Source organism: Chengkuizengella sp. SCS-71B, assembly GCF_040100845.1.
Lineage (GTDB): Bacteria > Bacillota > Bacilli > Paenibacillales > KCTC-33759 > Chengkuizengella.
The window spans coordinates 2,211,779-2,230,650 of the sequence record NZ_JAZHSH010000001.1; the positions used below are offsets into that span (position 1 = coordinate 2,211,779).

Consider the following 18,872-nt stretch of genomic DNA (forward strand, 5'->3'; position numbering starts at 1 on the left):
GTGTTACTTCCAAAAGTTAACACTATAATAGATGATTTAACATTGGAGTGGTTCAATTATGATTTTTTTTGATATTGACGAAACGCTCTTAGATTTTAAAGAAGCTGAATATCAAGGAGTAAAAAAATTATATAACAAATTTACTGATATTTTTAAAATTACAGAAGAAGAATTTTATGATCACTGGTGTGCAATTGGGAAGAAACATTTTACTAGATTTTTAAAAGGTGCGTTGACTTTTGAGGAACAAAAAATAGAAAGAATAAAAGAAGTTTTTCATTTATTTGAAACATCTCTTGATGATATAAAAGCTAAACAGTATTTTCAAATCTACTTAGCTCACTTTGAAGAAAGTTGGACAGTTTTTGATGATGTTTTTCCATGTCTTCAACAATTACAGGATTATAGACTTGGGATTATAACCAATGGAGATGCACAACAGCAAATTCAGAAGCTCAAAAAAATTGGAGTTTATGATTACTTTGAAATCATAGTATCTGCTAGTGAGGTTGGAGCAGCAAAACCTAATTCAAAAATATTTAGATTAGCTTGTGAAAGAGCGAATGTTAAACCAACAGAAAGTGTTTATGTTGGGGATGATTTAAAAACTGACATATTAGCTTGTAGAACAATAAATATGAAGGGGATTTGGTTGAATCGTAAAGATCAGAAAGAATATATTCAGGTAGAATCAATAAATACCTTAAATGAATTGAGAGATAAGATTATTAAAATCATCTAAGACGATGATAAACATTCAATACAAACCGGAGGATTTATATGAAAATAAGCAAAAAAAATGCTGAACATTATATTTGGGGGAAGTTATGTGACGGGTGGCATCTAGCAAAATCTAACGAATTAAGCATCATTCATGAGAAAATGCCTCCACACACTACTGAAAATAAACATTTCCATAATAAATCTAAACAATTTTTCTTTGTATTATCAGGACAAGCTACAATAGAAGTGAAGGATGAAATGATTTTGTTAAACGAACATGAAGGAATAGAGATTCTTCCTAATACCCCTCACCAAATGATGAACAATTCCTCTAGTGATGTTGAATTTTTAGTTATTTCAACACCAACTAGCAAAGGGGACAGAGTTGTGGTTGATAATGATGATTAAAGCAGTCGTCTTTGATTTAGATGGTACATTATTAAACAGAGAAGATTCTTTAAAGTTATTTGTTGAAGATCAACATGATCGAATAAATGCATTGAAGAAAATAGACAAACAAACTTATATTCAACGATTTATTGATTTAGATGATCACGGATATGTTTGGAAAGATAAAGTCTATGACCAACTTATAAAGGAATATCAATTGTCTATAACTGTAGATGAATTGTTGGAAGACTATATCAATTCCTTTCAACTTCATTGTATTGGTTTTCCTGGACTTATGGAAATGTTAACTGCATTAAAAAATAGAGGTTTAAAGCTAGCGATTATTTCTAATGGTTATGGATCATTTCAATACAACAATATTCAAGCGTTAGAAATAGAAAACTTTTTTGATCACATTGTCATTTCTGAATGGGAAGGTATAAACAAACCGGATTCTAAAATATTTCTTAATACGCTAAAAAAGTTGGGTGTAAAGGAAAATGAAGCTGTTTATGTTGGAGATCATCCTGAAAATGATGTGATAGCTAGTCGAAGTGTAGGCATGAAGGCATTATGGAAGGAAAGTAACTTGTATGACGTTCCATCAGAAAATGATGGGGTTATTTATAATTTGTTAGATGTCAACAAGATTATAACAAATTTGTAAAGTGAAGTTAGATAATATAAATTCACTCTATTAAGGAGCAAATTTCAACGTATGACTACAATATATGAGAAAAGTACAACTCAAGAATTTACCATTCCAGAGTATGAACTAGCTAGTTTAAGTTCTAGATTACTTGCAAAAATAATTGATACTATTTTATTAGTTATCGTTATATTTATTTCTGTCATGTTACCAAATTACATTATTAAAGAAAGAGAGGACTTAACCCTCATTTTCTTTGTTGGAATTGTTTTAACATTTGTTTTTTATCAAGCATATTTACTAACGAGATACGGATATTCTATAGGTAAAAAAGTATTAAAGATTAAGATTGTACATAATGAAAATAATAATAATGGTGGATTCTTTAGGAATGTTTTCTTGCGGTCATTTATTAATGAACTTATAGCAAGTATTATACCTTTATATGGTCTTATTGATATATTATTTATTTTTACAAATGATCATAGATGTTTACATGATAGATTAGCTGGAACTAAAGTAATTATTGATGATGAAAGTATTTCTGATCAAGAGGAGCTAGCTTTTGATGAGTTATGGAACCAAAAGCAATTTAATAATAACAAAGAATTAAAATAATGATAATACAACAAGAGGTGAAGCATATGCAAATACGTTCTTTAAAACCATCTGATTATGAAATAATTAGTCCATTAATAGACGAATGGTGGGGTGGACGAAATATGAGGCACTTACTACCAAAACTATTTTTTAACCATTTTAATAAGACTAGTTTCATTGTTGAAAAAGATGAAGAAATTATTGGATTTTTAATCGGATTTTTATCACAAACATTCTCTGACAAAGCTTATATTCATTTTGTTGGTGTTCATCCACAATATAGAAAATGTAATGTAGGTAAACAACTTTATAATGCTTTTTTTGATATAGCAAAACATAACAAACGTAATACTGTAAATTGTTTAACCTCACCTGTTAATAAAACCTCCATATTATTCCATCAAAGATTGGGGTTTAATATAGAAGATGGGGACATTGAAATTGAGGGTGTCTCTGTACATACAAATTATAATGGGAACGGTCAAGATCGGGTTTTATTTGTTAAAAAGATATGAAGTAATATTAATTATTATAGTGGGTAATTTGATAGTTTGAAAGAATTAAGGAGAAAATTTAATGGTTGAATCTTTGATAACGATGCTAAGCCATGCGGAAAAGACATTTGAATTTAAAACGAACTGCTTTAAAGAAGTTTATGGGGTATTCAGACCCCTAAACTTGAACTATGGTATATGTTAATGGAATATTGTGAAGGTTATCCTATGAGTCCTGATTCAATCAAAGAGGATCATATGTATTCCTTGGGTAAAACATGTGCGATGATGCATAAACAATTTAAAGAGATATCTACAGAAGAAGAAAGATTTCATTTTGAAAACCGTCGTGAAGTATTATTTAAACACTATCAAACACAATTAGAAAATGTTGAAAAACTTAATCAAAATCAATACATAGTACTTATTAAGAAGCTAGAAGCAATTATTGAAAGCCTTGATGATCAGTTTTTTAAACAAATTCGAAAAGGGTTTACCCATTCTGATTTTGCATCTGACAATGTATTGTTTACCAATAATGATGTGATTGTTTTGGATTTTGACCGCAATTGTTATTCATTTCAATGGCATGATGTAGGAAGAGCAATCATGTCGTACGCATTTAATAATGATTCGATTGATATATCTCTTTTAAATTCATTTGTTAAGGGCTATAACTTCATTTATTCGTTGTCTATTTCTGAAATTGTTAAAGCAATTAAACTTGTCTGGATAGTAGAAGTTACTTGGTAGATGAAATCGGACTTATTGTTGCAAAAGAAAGCACCAAAAGTAAAAAGATTCATAGAGGAATTAACATGGTTAACAAATCATTGGTTTGATTTAGAATCTATATCTTGATGTTACTTAGCCATAACTTAAGATTGTATATTTAAACATTCTATAAATGTATAGAATCATTCTATAATCCTTTACTCCAAAAAAGCATTATAATTTAAAATGTAACATTTAGAATGCTTGAAAGGAGTGATGAAAGTGACTAAAATAATAGGGATTATTGGTGGTATGGGTCCTATGGCAACTGTGGATCTAATGGAAAAGATTATTAGGAATACACCAGCAAAAGAAGATCAAGAGCATATTCACGTTATTGCTGATAATAACGCACAAATACCTGATCGTTCTTCAGCAATATTAGGCAGAGGGGAAGATCCTACTCCATTATTGGTGCAATCAGCACAAAGATTACAAAATGCAGGTGCCGAATTGCTTGTTATTGCGTGTAATACAGCACACTTTTATTATAATGCTGTAAAGAAGGCTATACAAATTCCGATCTTACACATTCCTCTTGAGACAGCTTATTATTTAAATTCCAATAACTTTAAGAAGGTTGGTTTATTAGCAACAGATGGGACTGTGAAATCAAAGTTGTATCAAAGATATTTTCTAAAATATGATATTGAATATATTCGTACGGACAATAAGTTACAGGAAAAAGTAATGCAAGGAATATATGATATCAAAGCTGGGAGATTTGATTCAGCTTATTTGCATCTATCGATGGTCGCTGAGCAATTGAAAAAGAATGGAGCTGAAGCCATTGTTGCCGGTTGTACTGAAGTTCCTTTAGTGTTGAAATCAAAAAAGGAAATGTGCATCATTGATCCAGCAGATATCATTGCCAAAAAAGTCATCGAAGTAGCTAGAGGAATCAATACTGAAAGATTTAAAATTTCAATATAAATTCATTTCTAATTCATAATTTTTCAAGTATATCACTTACTTTCATAGATATTTACTTACTTAAATTGGGTAAATTATGTTTTAATTATAGCTCAATTCTAAGTTATCACTAACTTTTAGTCCGCTTTGTGATATAGTAAAATCAATTCAAGTAAGTGAGTATGCAAAAGGAGTAAATTATGAATATTGAAAATATTGAGGCCTTTATTTATGTTTGTCAATTAGGGAGCTTTAATAAAGCAGCAGAAGCCCTTTTTTTAACACAACCTTCTGTTACTGCTAGAATTCAGTCTCTTGAACGTGAGATGAATTTAAAACTTTTTAATCGCAACGGTAAAAATATCTCATTAACTGATAAAGGCGAATATTTTTTTCCCCATGCTCAAAAAATATTACAGTCCTATCAAGATGCAAAGTATGGCATGCAACAAGTAGTTTTGCCAAATGAATTAAATATAGGCAGCGCTCTTTCGATTTCTAACAATGTTCTGCATACAATATTACCTGAAATAAAATCTCAATTTAACAATGTACGAATAAAAATTGTTACGGGTCATTCTAAAGATATACTGAATAAAGTCATAAGCAAAGAAGTGGACTTTGGTATCGTAAGAACAGAAACTCATCCACAAGTGGAATCTATTTTGTTATATGAAGATCCAATTCATTTGTTTGTTCCTCCAGGTCATGAATTATTAAATCAATGCAAGATAACATTAGAAAATGTTGGGAAACAACCGCTTATCTTTTTTGACTATGGATCAATGGACTGGTTATATATCCATCGTCTATTTTCAAGTAATCTTATAACGCCTAATATTGCGTTAGAGGTAGACAATATGGAAACAGCAAAAAATTTGTTACTCCAGGGAATGGGCATTAGTTTTTTACCAGAACATTGTGTAAAAAAAGAGCTTGAAAAAGGTCAGCTTTTTCGAGTTGCTTTAACACCGCCTATTAAAATGAATATCAATATTGATTTAATTTATTTGAAAGGGCGTTCAAAAACTATATTTATAGATTTTTTTAAAGATAAATTTAAAATGTAACTAACACTTGATATAACAACGTTTTTGTCAAGTATAATTATACAAAAAAAGTTTGTTATTAATCACTAAATCATATTTTTTCATTGACAATAAATATTTTATTGTATTAAAATGAACTAGCATTTCATGTGACACTGTGGTAACTCACTAAGTGTTTAAGTCAAACTAAATTATGACAAGCAAAATAAAATTTAAAGAGGTGAATGTATGTCATTAACAAAAAAAATTGTAATAGGAATGTGTTTAGGTATAGTTGTTGGTATTATATTTAATCTATTTATTCCACAATGGTTTGATGTAGCAGAAACATATGTTTTAAATCCACTAGGAAAAATTTTTATAGGATTAATTAAATTATTAGTAGTTCCAATTGTTGTTATTTCTATTATTTTAGGTACTGCTGGAATAAGTGATCCTAAAAAATTAGGTAGAATTGGTATTAAAACTGTCATTTTCTTTTTAATTACTACTTCTATTGCTTTAATGATTGCATTATCTGTAGGTAATATTATTGAACCTGGATATGTAGAAGGATTAAATTTTGATAGTGATACTACAGTAGAGCGAAAAGAAGCACCACCAGTTATGGAAACGCTATTAAATATTATCCCTACGAATGCGTTCCAAGCTATGGTTGAAGGAAATATGTTACAAATTATCTTTTTCTCCATCTTATTTGGATTTGCACTAACTCAATTGCAAGGAAAAGTAGATGGTGTTAAAATGTTTATTGAGGAAATTAATAAAATCTTAATGTTCCTAGTTGATGTTGTGATGAAGCTTGCTCCGATCGGTGCATTTGCATTAATTGCAATTGCAATTGGTGGTCAAGGAATGGATGCAATAAAAGCAATGATTTTTTATTTTGGTGCTGTTCTACTCGCACTATTTATACATTTAGGATTAACTTACGGTTCAGTAATTTACTTTTTAGGTAAGATGAATCCGTTTACATTCATTAAGAACTTTTTCCCTGCGATTGCAGTTGCTTTTAGTACATCAAGTAGTTCAGCTACATTACCTGTATCTATGGATACAGCACAGAAAAATTTGAAAATACCAAAAAGTATTAGTGGTTTTGTTCAACCATTAGGTGCAACGATAAACATGGATGGAACAGCAATTATGCAAGGGGTTGCTACTGTATTTATTGCTCAACTATATGGAGTTGATTTATCCATGGCTGATTTGGCAACAATAGTATTAACAGCAACGTTAGCTAGTATCGGTACAGCAGGTGTTCCAGGTGTAGGTATTATCATGTTAACGATGGTATTAACATCAGTTGGATTAAGCCTAGATGCCATTGCGCTTGTACTTGGAGTAGATCGATTGCTTGATATGACAAGAACGGCAGTAAATATCACAGGTGATGCTGCTTGTGCACAATACATTGCGAAATCAGAAGAAAAGTATGACAGAACTTCGCCTTCAACAGGTAAAACAACTACAAATACAATTTAAAAATAATAATAGCCGACCGAAAGGTTGGCTATTATTAGGAAAAAAATTAACTAAACTATTGATTTTAGAATTAAAGCTCCATTCGGGGCTTTTGTTATTGACCTGCTAATGATCATTTTTAGGAAACCATATTAAAGGGGAATAGAGAGATGTCAACAAAACAATTTCGTACTGAAAAAGATTTTCTTGGTACAAAAGAAGTACCTGTAGATGCTTATTATGGGATTCAAACCTTGCGTGCGGTAGAGAATTTTCCAATTACTGGACACCAAATGGATGTTGAGTTAATACGTTCAATTGCAGTTGTGAAAAAGGCAGCAGCGATGACAAATATGAACATTAAACGTTTACAGCCTCAGCATGCTAATGCTATTGTGCAGGCAGCAGATGAAGTGTATGAAGGGAAATTCGATGATCAATTCATCGTTGATTCTATTCAGGGGGGCGCAGGAACATCCTTTAACATGAATGCGAATGAAGTGATCGCCAATAGAGCAATAGAACTTATTGGAGGCAAAAAAGGAGATTATTCAGTTTTAAGTCCAAACAGTCATGTGAATATGGCTCAATCGACAAATGATGTTATGCCTACTGCCATACGTATTTCAGTACTTACTTTGATGAATAAGCTTTTATCAACGATGGAAAATCTTCAGAAGGGTTTTGTTGCAAAAGCAGAGCAATTTGATCATGTTATTAAAATGGGTCGAACACATTTACAAGATGGGGTTCCAATTAGACTAGGGCAAGAATTTGCAGCCTATGCGCGAGTTTTGAAAAGAGATATTGAGCGTATTACTCGTACTCGTTCACATATGTATGAGGTAAATATGGGTGCTACTGCTGTAGGTACTGGTTTAAATGCAGATCCTCGTTATATTTCAGAAGTAGTAGAAAGGTTAGCTGAGTACACTGGATTTCCCCTAAATAGTGCTGAAGACTTGGTGGATGCGACTCAGAATACGGATGTATTAACTGAAGTATCTGCATCGTTAAAAGTTTGTATGATTAATATGTCTAAAATAGCTAATGATCTTCGTCTCTTGGCTTCCGGACCTATTACAGGAATAAATGAAATTTCTTTACCTCCACGTCAGCCTGGCTCATCTATTATGCCTGGAAAAGTAAATCCTGTTATGTGTGAGGTTGTGAATCAAGTAGCATTCCAAGTAATCGGAAACGATCATACGATAAATCTCGCTTCTCAAGCAGGACAATTGGAATTAAATGTAATGCAGCCCGTGCTCGTATTTAATCTTTTACAGTCTTTAAGAATAATGAATCAAGCCTTTACAGTATTTAAAGACTATTGTCTTGATGGAATAGAAGCAAATGAAGATATTTGCCGAGAAAATGTAGAAAAAAGTGTAGGTGTCATTACAGCTTTGAATCCTCACTTAGGGTATGAAATTGTATCAAGGATTGCTAGACAAGCAATCGAAGGGGATCGTTCTGTTCGTGAATTATGTTTACTACATGACGTGTTAACTGAAGATGAACTTAATGTTATTCTTGATCCTTACGAAATGACTAATCCAGGAATAGCAGGAGCGCATTTATTGGAAGATGAGTATCAAATGAAAATGACAAATAAACCTCAAGGTGTAAAAAAATAATAAGCCTAAGTTTTATTAAATAATACATTGAATTACTTAAAAAGTTAAGGTAAGCTACAGGTTGAAATAATGAATCTGTAGCTTTTTTTGTAGGAATTTAAATGGTTTCGATAGGAGTTTTTGTTATGGCAAATTTGATTCTAAATTATTTTATCTATTTATTAAAAACACGTTATCAGTCATTATTTATATTAGAAAAAGTTTGAGTAGTAATTTTGAAATATAACCTATGTCTTTTTATTTTAAAAAATATTAGGTAATATGAGAGAGAGTAATGTAAATGAGAAAAGTAGATCAGTTAAGAGGTGAAAGGGATGATCAGACTAATTTTAGAAAAAGACTACCCGCAAGTTTTTGCATTACATGAATATGCATTTCAATACCAATTAACTGAAGAGAAGAAGAAAATAAAACAAAAACGGAAAATGATTGGCTATTTTAATGACAATCAACTGTTGGCAAAGCTTGAAATGATTGATTATAAAATATGGATTGATGGCAAAGAGTGGAGTATGGGTGGGATTGCTGGAGTTGCTACATGGCCTGAACAAAGACGTGGTAATAAAGTAAAGAAATTATTACATACTTCATTGCAAATGTTAAGAGATCAAAAAATCTCAATATCATTTTTACACCCATTTCAAATTGGATTTTATAGAAAGTATGGATGGGAGTTATTTAGTGATGAGTTGCAAATTACTATTCCTGTAAACGATTTAACATTTTTAAAGCAGAAAGAAGGAGAAGGGTATGTAAAAAGAGTTGATGTAACTAGAACATCTAAAACCTTATTGATATTAAATGAGGTATATGAGCAGTTTGCAAAAAAATACAACGGTATGCTCGTAAGAAATAATGAGTGGTGGAAGGATTCAGTTTTACCAGATCAAAAATGCGCTGGTTATTTTGATCATAATGGTCAAATACTAGGTTACATTTTATATGAGATACAAAATGGAAAATTGATCGTTCAAGAATTCATTGCCCTTAGTGCAGAAGCAAAAAAAGGATTATGGAATTTTATTTGTCAACATGATTCTATGATTACTGAAGTGGAACTTACATGTTCAAATCATGAAAATATGTTATTCATGCTTCCGAATCCAACGGTGAAATCAATACTGCATCCCTATTTTATGGCTCGCGTTGTGGATATTGAATTATTTTTAAGTCAATACCATTTTAATGAATGTGATGAGTCGGTGATCATTCATTTAACAGATAATTTTGCTTTATGGAATCAAGGAACCATTATTATAAAAAAAGGGAAAGCTACATTCTATCCTGTTAAAGAAGGAAGCAATTGTACTCATCCTCCTAAAAAAGGACTTCATATTGAGATTGGTCCATTCACAGCACTGTTCTTGGGGTACAAAACTGCACAAGAGTTAAGTAATGTAGGTTTGATTCATGGAACTGATGAAGATCTGAGCATACTGCAATCTTTAATTCCAAAGAATAAAACATTTTTCTATGATTACTTTTAATTTTATTAAGTAAATGGAAAGGAAGAATATATAATGAAATTTTCAGAATACAAGTATACAAGACCAAATATGGAAGAAATTACTTTACAATTTGATTTAGAGCTAAAACAATTTTCAAGTGCAACAACGTGGCAAGAGCAAAATGCATCAATGATGGATTTATACAACATTCATAATGATTTTTATTCCATGTTTGAATTAGGAAGCATTCGTCATTCTATAAATACAAAGGATGAGTTTTATAAAGCAGAGCAGGATTACTTAGATGAGGCGGAACCTCTATTTAAAGAGTTATTTACTAAGTTCTATAAAGCATTGATTGGATCTAAATATCGTGAAGAACTAAAAAAGAAATGGGGAAGTCATTTATTTGAACTAGCAGAAATAGAAATCAAAACCATGTCCTCTGAAATTGTGAAAGATTTACAAAAGGAAAACAAATATAAAACAAAGTATTCAGAGCTTATTGCATCTGCTGAAATTCCTTTTGATGAAAAAAAATACACTTTAGCTCAATTGTTTCCTTTTACCATATCTGATGATCGAGAAATAAGGAAAAGAGCAAATGAAGCAAGATACAAGTTTTTCTCAGAAAACGAAGAAGAGTTAGATCAACTTTATGATGATCTTGTGAAAATACGAACAAAAATTGCTAAAAAACTAGGCTTCAAAAATTTTGTAGAGTTAGGTTATGCTCGTTTAAAACGTACAGATTATGATGCAAGGGAGGTTGCTGCTTTTAGAGATCAGGTGCATCAATATATAGTCCCCATCGCTACACAATTGAAAAGACGTCAACAAAATAGATTAGAACTTCAGCATCTAAAATATTATGATGAAAATTATGAATTCAAATCTGGTAACGCAACTCCAAAAGGAAACCCTGATTGGATTGTGGATAATGGTCAAACGATGTATGAACAATTATCTAAGGAAACGGATGAATTTTACCGTTTTATGAAAGAAAGCGATCTCATGGACTTGTTAGCAAAGGATGGGAAAATGGCGGGGGGTTACTGCACATATGTACCTAATTACAAATCTCCTTATATTTTTGCAAATTTTAATGGCACTTCGGGTGATATTGATGTATTAACTCACGAAGCAGGTCATGCATTTCAAGTGTATAAAAGCCGTCATTTTGAAAATCCTGAATATGTATGGCCTACGTATGAAGCATGTGAAATTCACTCTATGAGTATGGAGTTTTTTACTTGGCCTTGGATGGAGTTGTTTTTCAAAGAAGATACGGATAAGTATAAATTTTCACATTTAAGCTCAGCATTATTATTCATACCATACGGTGTCGTTGTAGATGAGTTTCAACATTTCGTTTATGAAAACCCAGAGTCTACGCCAAAGAAACGTAAACAAATGTGGAGAGAAATTGAAAAGAAATATTTACCTCATCGTGATTATGATGGAAATCACTATTTAGAACAAGGTGGGTTTTGGCATCAACAAGGTCATATTTTCGAGGACCCATTTTATTATATTGATTATACGTTGGCACAGGTTTGTGCATTTCAATTTTGGAAAAAGATGCACGAAGATAGAAATCGTGCTTGGGATGATTATATTCATCTTTGTAAGCTAGGTGGTAGTTTACCATTTTTAAAACTCGTAAAAGAGGCTAAATTAAGTTCGCCTTTTGATAAAGGTACGGTACAATCCGTGGTAAATGAAATTGAATCATGGTTAAATCATGTTGATGATAAAAAATTTTAAATAACAAGCTTTATTAAAAAAACACACTCGCTCCTTTTTTAGGGAATGAGTGTGTTTTTGATGTTTTAGATTAGATCAGTTTTAATCCATTTGTAATAAGATTTTTTAATGATGCATCTCGTTCTTTTAAATCTATTAGATCTTGGCGTAGCTTTTGTTGCTCTTGTTGATGTATGTCATGTTCTGATAAAATTTCTAACACTTCTAATCGTAACAACCAATCGTTAGGATAGCTATGATTCAAATCGGCCACAACTTCTAATAGAGTTTCTCCTACAATCATGATGTCGTATTTTGATTCTCTCAAATTTCGTACTTTCTTATAAAGTTTTTCTAATGGATTTAAAGAGATTGGTTGCTTTTCTTCTATTTCCTCTTCTTCTATTGTAAAGTATGCTTCTGGATCAGCTGCGCCTGCATAAACAGATTTAATATTTTCTCCTACAGCCATATCATACATTCCCCATTCAGGTTTGAATAGATCTGCATGATCATAGGTTACTGTAGCATTCTTAAGACGAATGAGAATGATAATATTGTTTTTCCTAACTATTTCATGAACTAAGCCTGTTACTGTTAACCCGCTTTCAAATTCAAGATTACACTGCTCTTCAACAGCAATTCCACTCTGAAGCAATTCATTGTCTGATAATTCTTCTAGAGGTTTTTTCATACCTTTTAATAGTCCGATTGGTGAACCAAATCCATCAGCATGAACATCTTTACCGTGGCTTTCGAGTACATGATTATCATAAGATAATGTAGTTTCACCAGATGTTTGGAGGTAAATAGCTTCCTGATTCTGATCCTTGATGATTTTAGAAATGGTTCCTGTAACTTGTAAACCAGAGCTATATTCAGCCGTTGCTGTTGCACCAGATCGTATTGCTTTTTCTAAGCTTTCTGTCCCACCAACGTTAAATGCCATACGTTTTGCATATTCTTTAACTGCATCGATTAATTGATCGAAGTCTTTACATACAAATAATTGGGGTTGTTTTGTCGTTATATCAAAGCCTGTAGAAATTACCTGCTCTAATTCAAATGGTATTTTTTTGACTTCATCTGTTAAACAACTACTGCTTTCACCTACTGATGATAATAAACCAGCGCCGTAAATTTTAGGGTTTGATACATCCCCAATTAAACCGTATTCCACTGTCCACCAGTATAATCTAGAAATCTCTTCAGCCTCAGATAAATGTTTAACAGCTCGTTGTTTTTCTTCAAGTACTCGTTCTGCTTCTGCAATTTCTTCTTTAGTAGAGCTGCCTTTTTCCAACAGATTAGATAATGTACGAACAGCTTCAAATACTTCATGCTCTTCTTTAGTAGCAATCGCTCTACGACCAATTTGACCAAATAACTTTACATATTCTGCATATTTCTCATCACAAAGAATAGGTGCATGTCCTGCTGCTTCATGTATGATATCTGGTGCAGGGGTATATTCAATATTTTCTAATTTTCGAATATCAGTACCAATGGGTAACAATCCGTGGGCTTGAAAATCAAAAAAGATCACACCAGGAATGTAACCATCTATAGCTACAGCTCCCCAGTCAAACGGTTTCAAGCTAGTATGCATTTCCTCAACTCTTGGAATACTTTCAATATCCATACCTGAAGCCGTTACACCATTTGTGTATGCTTCGTGAGCAACATTCTTAAAAAAGTTAACATTTTGTCTCATAACATATCGCCAAACTGCGTGATTAATAGGTGTATATTCCTCATATTGTTGATCAATAACATATTCTCTTAAATGAGCGGGAATATCACTTTTTTTTAAAAATTCCATTATAAATCCTCCCTAACAAGTAATCATACTCCAACTAGGAATAAATTGGTGAGAAAAAACTATTCTCAAACGCTTTTTAGCCTTTGTTATTATATCATACTTTATTATTCATTGTATGTACTTATACAGTTAATAAGTAGTCAGTCCAATTACGAAAAATATTTATTGATTTCATTATTATTATGTTGTATAGTATGGAAAATAATGAAACAAAGGAAAGCAATGAAAAGGACAATAGTTATTTTAACGGTTATACAGAGAAGGAAGGAAAGCTGAGAACTTCCTAACGCAGGAAAATAACTTACCACCTTTGAGCTGTATTGGGGAATGAAAAACCAATATCGTTTATGCGACGTTACAGCAAACGGAGCCATTGATAATTCATTGATGGGAATCTGGGTGGAACCACGGATATAACACATTCGTCCCTATTGTTGGGATGAGTGTGTTTTTTGTTTTTAAAAAATTTATATGAGCTCAAAAGCAATGAAAAGGACAATAGTTATTTTAACGGTTATACAGAGAAGGAAGGAAAGCTGAGAACTTCCTAACACAGAAAAATAACTTACCACCTTTGAGCTGTATTGGGGAATAAGAAAACCAATACCGTTATGCGACGTTACAGCAAATAGAGCCATTGATGAATCATTGATGGGAATCTGGGTGGAACCACGGATATACAACACATTCGTCCCTATTGTTGGGATGGGTGTGTTTTTTTTATACAAACTATTCAAGAGGAAATGGAGTGTTATTCATGAGTAAAAATCGTATTAAAATCGTTTTTCCAGATGGACAAATGAAGGAATTAAATAAAGGGATTACTTTAGGGGAGATTACACAATCAATAAGCCCTAGTTTAAAAAAGAGGGCAGTAGCAGGGAAAGTAAATAACCAAATTGTAGATTTGAATAGAAAATTAACTGAGAATGCAAAAATAGAAATGATCACTATAGATTCTAATGAAGGAATAGATATAATGAGACATTCATCTGCACATGTGTTAGCACAAGCAGTAAAAAGAATTTACGGAAATGTGAGATTAGGGGTAGGACCTGTGATCGAAAATGGATTTTATTATGATATAGACCTGCCCAAAAAAATATCTTCAGAAGATTTATCAGAAATAGAGAAAGAAATGCAAAAAATCATAGATGAAAACTTAGAAATACAACGGATAGTGATAAGTAGAGATATGGCAGAGAAACTGTTTCAAGATATGGGTGATGACTTAAAATTAGAACTGTTAGAAGACATTCCTGTTGATGAAAAAATAACAATATACAAACAAGGAGAATTTATAGATCTGTGTCGTGGACCTCATTTGCCTTCAACTGGATTGATTAAAGCATTTAAATTAACAAAGGTTTCTGGTGCATATTGGAGAGGGGACAGCAATAATAAAATGCTTCAGCGTATCTATGGTGTTTCATTTTCCTCAAAAAAGGAAATGAAAAGTTATATTTCCTTTCTTGAAGAAGCATCAAAAAGAAATCATAAGAAACTCGGTCAACAACTTGAGCTATTCATGTTTTCTGATGAAGCTGCAGGAATGCCGTTTTACTTGCCAAAGGGACAAATCATTCGAAATGAACTTGAAACAATGCTAAGAGAGATTCAACAAAAGTTAAGTTACCAGGAGGTACGCACTCCTTCTATGATGAAGCAAAAATTATGGGAAGATTCAGGACACTGGGCGCATTATAAAGAAAATATGTATTTCTCAGATGTAGATCATACTCGTTTTGCTTTGAAACCAATGAATTGTCCTGGTCATATGTTAATTTTTAAAAATAAATTACATTCTTATCGAGAATTACCACTCAGATTGGCTGAATTTGGGCAGGTCCATCGACATGAGTTTAGTGGATCATTAAATGGATTATTAAGAGTACGGACATTTTGTCAGGATGATGCAAATATATTTTTGTAACACCTGAACAAATTAAAAGTGAAATCATTTCTATTATAAAATCTATAGATCTTATTTATAAAATCTTCGGCTTCGAATATGAAATAGAATTATCTACTAGACCAGATGACTCCCTAGGTGACGATGAATTATGGGATATAGCAGAAGGGGCTTTGAAAGATGTTCTGGAAAATCTAGATTGTGAATACAGGCTTAATGAAGGAGACGGCGCTTTTTACGGACCTAAAATTGATTTTCATATAAAGGATGCTATAAACAGAAGTCATCAATGTGCAACAGTACAATTGGATTTTCAAATGCCTGAAAAATTTGATCTAAGTTACATTAATGAGAAAAACGAAAAACAACGTCCTGTTGTGATTCATAGGGCTGTTCTTGGTTCAATAGATCGATTTTTAGGGATATTAATTGAACATTTTGCTGGAGCATTCCCAACTTGGATAGCTCCAACACAGGTTAAAATCTTACCAGTTTCAATTGAAGCTCATCGAAATTATGTTGAAGAAATTAAAGATCAGATGAATGCAGTAAATATAAGATTGGAAATAGATTGGCGGGAAGAAAAACTTGGATATAAAATTAGAGAAGCTAAGATGCAGAAGGTTCCTTATATCCTCATTGTAGGGGACAAGGAGGTTCAGGATAACACTGTAAATGTACAGCAATTTGGTAAAATAGGATCAGAACAGTACTTTTTAGAAAAATTTATTTCCAAAACAATCAATGAAATAAAACTTCGAAAACTTTAATAATATTTAAATTCTAGGTGGTCTTATGTCAATGAAATATAGATGAATACGATCACCAGAATTGTATGATTACTAGTTCAATCTTTCGCTTGTAATAATTTACATTCAACCTGTTTGAATAATCTCTTTTATGATATAATTCTAGCTATTATTTTTAACGTTTTCGATGAAAAGAGGATAACAGGATGATTCAAACAAAGACTAAAAAAGCTAAACTTCTACAATTTAACACCATATTATTGCCTATACTCATTAGTCAGCTTGGTTTATTTTCCATGAACTTTTTTGATACTGTGATGTCTGGGCAAGTGAGTCCTGCTGATTTAGCTGGAGTAGCTATAGGTTCAAGTATATGGGTTCCTATATTTACTGGTCTTTCGGGAATTTTAATGGCTTTGACACCTATTGTTTCACAATATGTTGGTGCTGGAAAAAATGAAAAAATCACAAAAGTTGTAATCCAAACCATCTATTTGTCACTTATGATCACGTTTGTAATTATTATATTTGGCTTGTTGTTTTTGCAACTCATTTTACAATCCATGAATCTAGAGTCAGATGTAAGAGTTATTGCATTCCATTATTTAAAAGCACTTTCATTCGGATTAATTCCTTTGTTTGTATACAATGTACTAAGATATTTCATAGATGGATTAGGAGAAACTCGAACGACAATGTTCATTACATTGCTGTCGTTGCCTATAAATTTATTTTTTAACTATGTACTGATTTTTGGGAAATTCGGTTTCCCTAGATTAGGTGGTGTAGGTGCAGGTTACGCTTCAGCCATTACTTATTGGAGCATATTGTTGATTGCCCTATTCGTGATCAAAAAATTTCAGCCTTTTTCAAATTACAGATTGTTTAGTCAAATAGAGAAGATATCTTTTGAAGCTTGGGGTAGATTGTTGAAAATTGGAATACCGATTGGTTTTTCGATCTTTTTTGAAACGAGTATATTTGCAGCAGTCACGTTATTGATGAGTGAATTTGATACAAATACTATCGCTGCACATCAGTCAGCATTAAACTTTGCTTCTTTTTTGTACATGATTCCATTAAGTATATCCATGGCGCTTACGATTTCAGTCGGATTTGAAGTTGGTGCCAAACGTTATAGAGATGCAGTGCAATATAGTTATATAGGAATAAGTTCGGCCATACTTATTTCCTTATTAAGTGCATTAGGTTTGTTTATCTTTATTGATCAAGTTGCAGGAATTTATACTCAAGATTCAACTGTATTAATGTTAACGAAACAGTTTCTATTTTTCGCTATTTTTTTCCAATTATCCGACGCAATTGCTGCACCAATTCAAGGTGCTCTACGTGGATATAAAGATGTAAATTCTACTTTTATATTAGCATTTGTGTCGTTCTGGATTATTGGACTCCCACTGGGTTATTGTTTAGCAAACTTTACAAGTTACGGGGCATTTGGATATTGGATAGGTTTAATATCTGGATTAGCAGTTGGGGCTGTCTGTTTAATACTTAGATTGGCTTATATTCAGAAGAAAAAATTTGTATATATAAAAAAAGAAGAACCGTCAACTTTATAACGTAAAGTGAAGTAATAGAATTAATAAAAGACGCTATCCAAATCTTTTGGATAGTTTTTTTCTATATAGTATTGGCTTTAAGTAACACATTCTTTTAAGAGATCATAAATTATCAAATAACGGATAATTGAAAAAATCGGTAAATAAATTAAGATTTAATTATTTAAACAATCGATATTTAAAATTGTAAAAAATGTGGGATGGTGCAAAAGTGACTAAAATATTTTGTATTGGTAGAAATAAGACCGGAACGACATCTCTACAAAAAGCTTTTAGAGATTTAGGGTATACAGTTGGCAATCAACAAAAAGCAGAATTATTAATGGATGATTATATATATAGAAAAAACTTTGATAGTATTATAAATTACTGTAAAACAGCAGACGTATTTCAAGATATTCCTTTTAGTCTCCCAGAAACTTATAAACATCTTGACAAAGCATATCCTGATAGCAAATTTATTTTAAGTATTCGTGATAATTCTGAACAATGGTATAGTTCAATTACTAGATTCCATGCAAAATTGTTTGGTAAAGGAAAAATACCAACAATAGAAGTTCTAAAAAATGCTAGATATCTTTATAAAGGTTATATTTGGAAAATTTTTAAAGAAGTATATGGCGCTTCTGAAAATGACCCATATAATAAGGAGGTATTAATTAAGAATTACGAAAAACATAACCGAGAAATCATAAATTATTTCAAATATAGACCAAATGATCTATTAGTCATTAATTTATCACAACCTAACTCATACAAAAAATTCTGTGAATTTTTAAATATTAAATCCCCTTATAATAAATTCCCTTGGGAAAACAAAACATAATTAGTGCATCCCTAACTTATAAAAATCATCCGAAAAACATTGATAATGAATTATCCGTCGAATCAATATCAAAAAAATCATAGTTAAATTGAGA

The 18,872-nt window shown here is 31.7% G+C and carries 15 protein-coding genes, 1 pseudogene and 2 other annotated features; of the genes and pseudogenes, 15 read left to right on the forward strand and 1 reads right to left on the reverse strand.

Annotated elements, in window-relative coordinates; translation table 11 throughout:
* Positions 1-58 precede the first annotated feature (58 nt).
* The 12 genes from VQL36_RS10795 (at position 59) to VQL36_RS10850 (ending at position 11,907) form a co-directional block, all read left to right on the forward strand.
* The gene (locus VQL36_RS10795; protein WP_349249314.1) at positions 59-742 is read left to right on the forward strand and encodes an HAD family hydrolase; all 684 of its coding nucleotides are present in this window, start codon (positions 59-61) and stop codon (positions 740-742) included.
* A 38-nt stretch (positions 743-780) separates the two neighbouring features.
* Complete coding sequence (locus tag VQL36_RS10800) at positions 781-1,131, forward strand: cupin domain-containing protein (RefSeq protein WP_349249315.1); 351 nt, start codon at positions 781-783, stop codon at positions 1,129-1,131.
* Positions 1,124-1,780: an HAD-IA family hydrolase gene (locus VQL36_RS10805; protein ID WP_349249316.1), complete on the forward strand. Its 657-nt coding sequence runs from the start codon at positions 1,124-1,126 to the stop codon at positions 1,778-1,780. The genes VQL36_RS10800 and VQL36_RS10805 overlap by 8 nt, the downstream gene beginning before the upstream one ends.
* A 51-nt stretch (positions 1,781-1,831) precedes the next feature.
* Positions 1,832-2,380 carry an RDD family protein gene (locus VQL36_RS10810; RefSeq protein ID WP_349249317.1) on the forward strand — a complete coding sequence of 183 codons (549 nt, stop codon included), beginning with the start codon at positions 1,832-1,834 and terminating at the stop codon, positions 2,378-2,380.
* A 26-nt stretch (positions 2,381-2,406) separates the two neighbouring features.
* Positions 2,407-2,877, forward strand: a complete 471-nt coding sequence (locus tag VQL36_RS10815) for a GNAT family N-acetyltransferase (RefSeq protein WP_349249318.1) — start codon at positions 2,407-2,409, stop codon at positions 2,875-2,877.
* Positions 2,878-3,024: 147 nt separating this feature from the next.
* Positions 3,025-3,609 (forward strand): phosphotransferase, encoded by a 585-nt coding sequence (locus VQL36_RS10820; protein WP_349251168.1) that lies wholly within the window; start codon positions 3,025-3,027, stop codon positions 3,607-3,609.
* 243 nt (positions 3,610-3,852) lie between these two features.
* Positions 3,853-4,563 carry an aspartate/glutamate racemase family protein gene (locus VQL36_RS10825; RefSeq protein ID WP_349249319.1) on the forward strand — a complete coding sequence of 237 codons (711 nt, stop codon included), beginning with the start codon at positions 3,853-3,855 and terminating at the stop codon, positions 4,561-4,563.
* A gap of 179 nt (positions 4,564-4,742) precedes the next feature.
* Positions 4,743-5,612: a LysR family transcriptional regulator gene (locus tag VQL36_RS10830; protein WP_349249320.1), complete on the forward strand. Its 870-nt coding sequence runs from the start codon at positions 4,743-4,745 to the stop codon at positions 5,610-5,612.
* 207 nt (positions 5,613-5,819) lie between these two features.
* Positions 5,820-7,076, forward strand: a complete 1,257-nt coding sequence (locus tag VQL36_RS10835; protein ID WP_349249321.1) for a dicarboxylate/amino acid:cation symporter — start codon at positions 5,820-5,822, stop codon at positions 7,074-7,076.
* A gap of 149 nt (positions 7,077-7,225) precedes the next feature.
* Positions 7,226-8,692 carry an aspartate ammonia-lyase gene (gene aspA / locus VQL36_RS10840; RefSeq protein ID WP_349249322.1) on the forward strand — a complete coding sequence of 489 codons (1,467 nt, stop codon included), beginning with the start codon at positions 7,226-7,228 and terminating at the stop codon, positions 8,690-8,692.
* A 314-nt stretch (positions 8,693-9,006) separates the two neighbouring features.
* Complete coding sequence (eis, locus tag VQL36_RS10845; RefSeq protein WP_349249323.1) at positions 9,007-10,179, forward strand: enhanced intracellular survival protein Eis; 1,173 nt, start codon at positions 9,007-9,009, stop codon at positions 10,177-10,179.
* A 33-nt stretch (positions 10,180-10,212) separates the two neighbouring features.
* Entirely contained in the window at positions 10,213-11,907 is a 1,695-nt protein-coding gene (locus VQL36_RS10850) for a M3 family oligoendopeptidase (protein ID WP_349249324.1), read from the forward strand.
* Positions 11,908-11,977: 70 nt separating this feature from the next.
* Here VQL36_RS10850 and VQL36_RS10855 read toward each other — a convergent pair whose 3' ends face one another.
* Entirely contained in the window at positions 11,978-13,708 is a 1,731-nt protein-coding gene (locus VQL36_RS10855) for an aromatic amino acid hydroxylase (RefSeq protein ID WP_349249325.1), read from the reverse strand.
* A 213-nt stretch (positions 13,709-13,921) separates the two neighbouring features.
* Positions 13,922-14,141 (forward strand) — a binding site (T-box leader).
* Between the two features lie 44 nt (positions 14,142-14,185).
* Positions 14,186-14,407: a binding site (T-box leader), on the forward strand.
* Between the two features lie 58 nt (positions 14,408-14,465).
* Here VQL36_RS10855 and thrS point away from each other — a divergent pair.
* The 3 genes and pseudogenes from thrS to VQL36_RS10870 all read left to right on the forward strand — a co-directional run bounded on the left by thrS (position 14,466) and on the right by VQL36_RS10870 (position 18,778).
* A pseudogene (gene thrS / locus VQL36_RS10860) lies at positions 14,466-16,390 on the forward strand (threonine--tRNA ligase).
* Positions 16,391-16,575: 185 nt separating this feature from the next.
* Positions 16,576-17,952: an MATE family efflux transporter gene (locus VQL36_RS10865; protein WP_349249326.1), complete on the forward strand. Its 1,377-nt coding sequence runs from the start codon at positions 16,576-16,578 to the stop codon at positions 17,950-17,952.
* A gap of 211 nt (positions 17,953-18,163) precedes the next feature.
* Positions 18,164-18,778, forward strand: coding sequence for a sulfotransferase family protein (locus VQL36_RS10870; protein ID WP_349249327.1), 615 nt, complete (start codon positions 18,164-18,166; stop codon positions 18,776-18,778).
* The last annotated feature ends 94 nt before the right edge of the window (positions 18,779-18,872 follow it).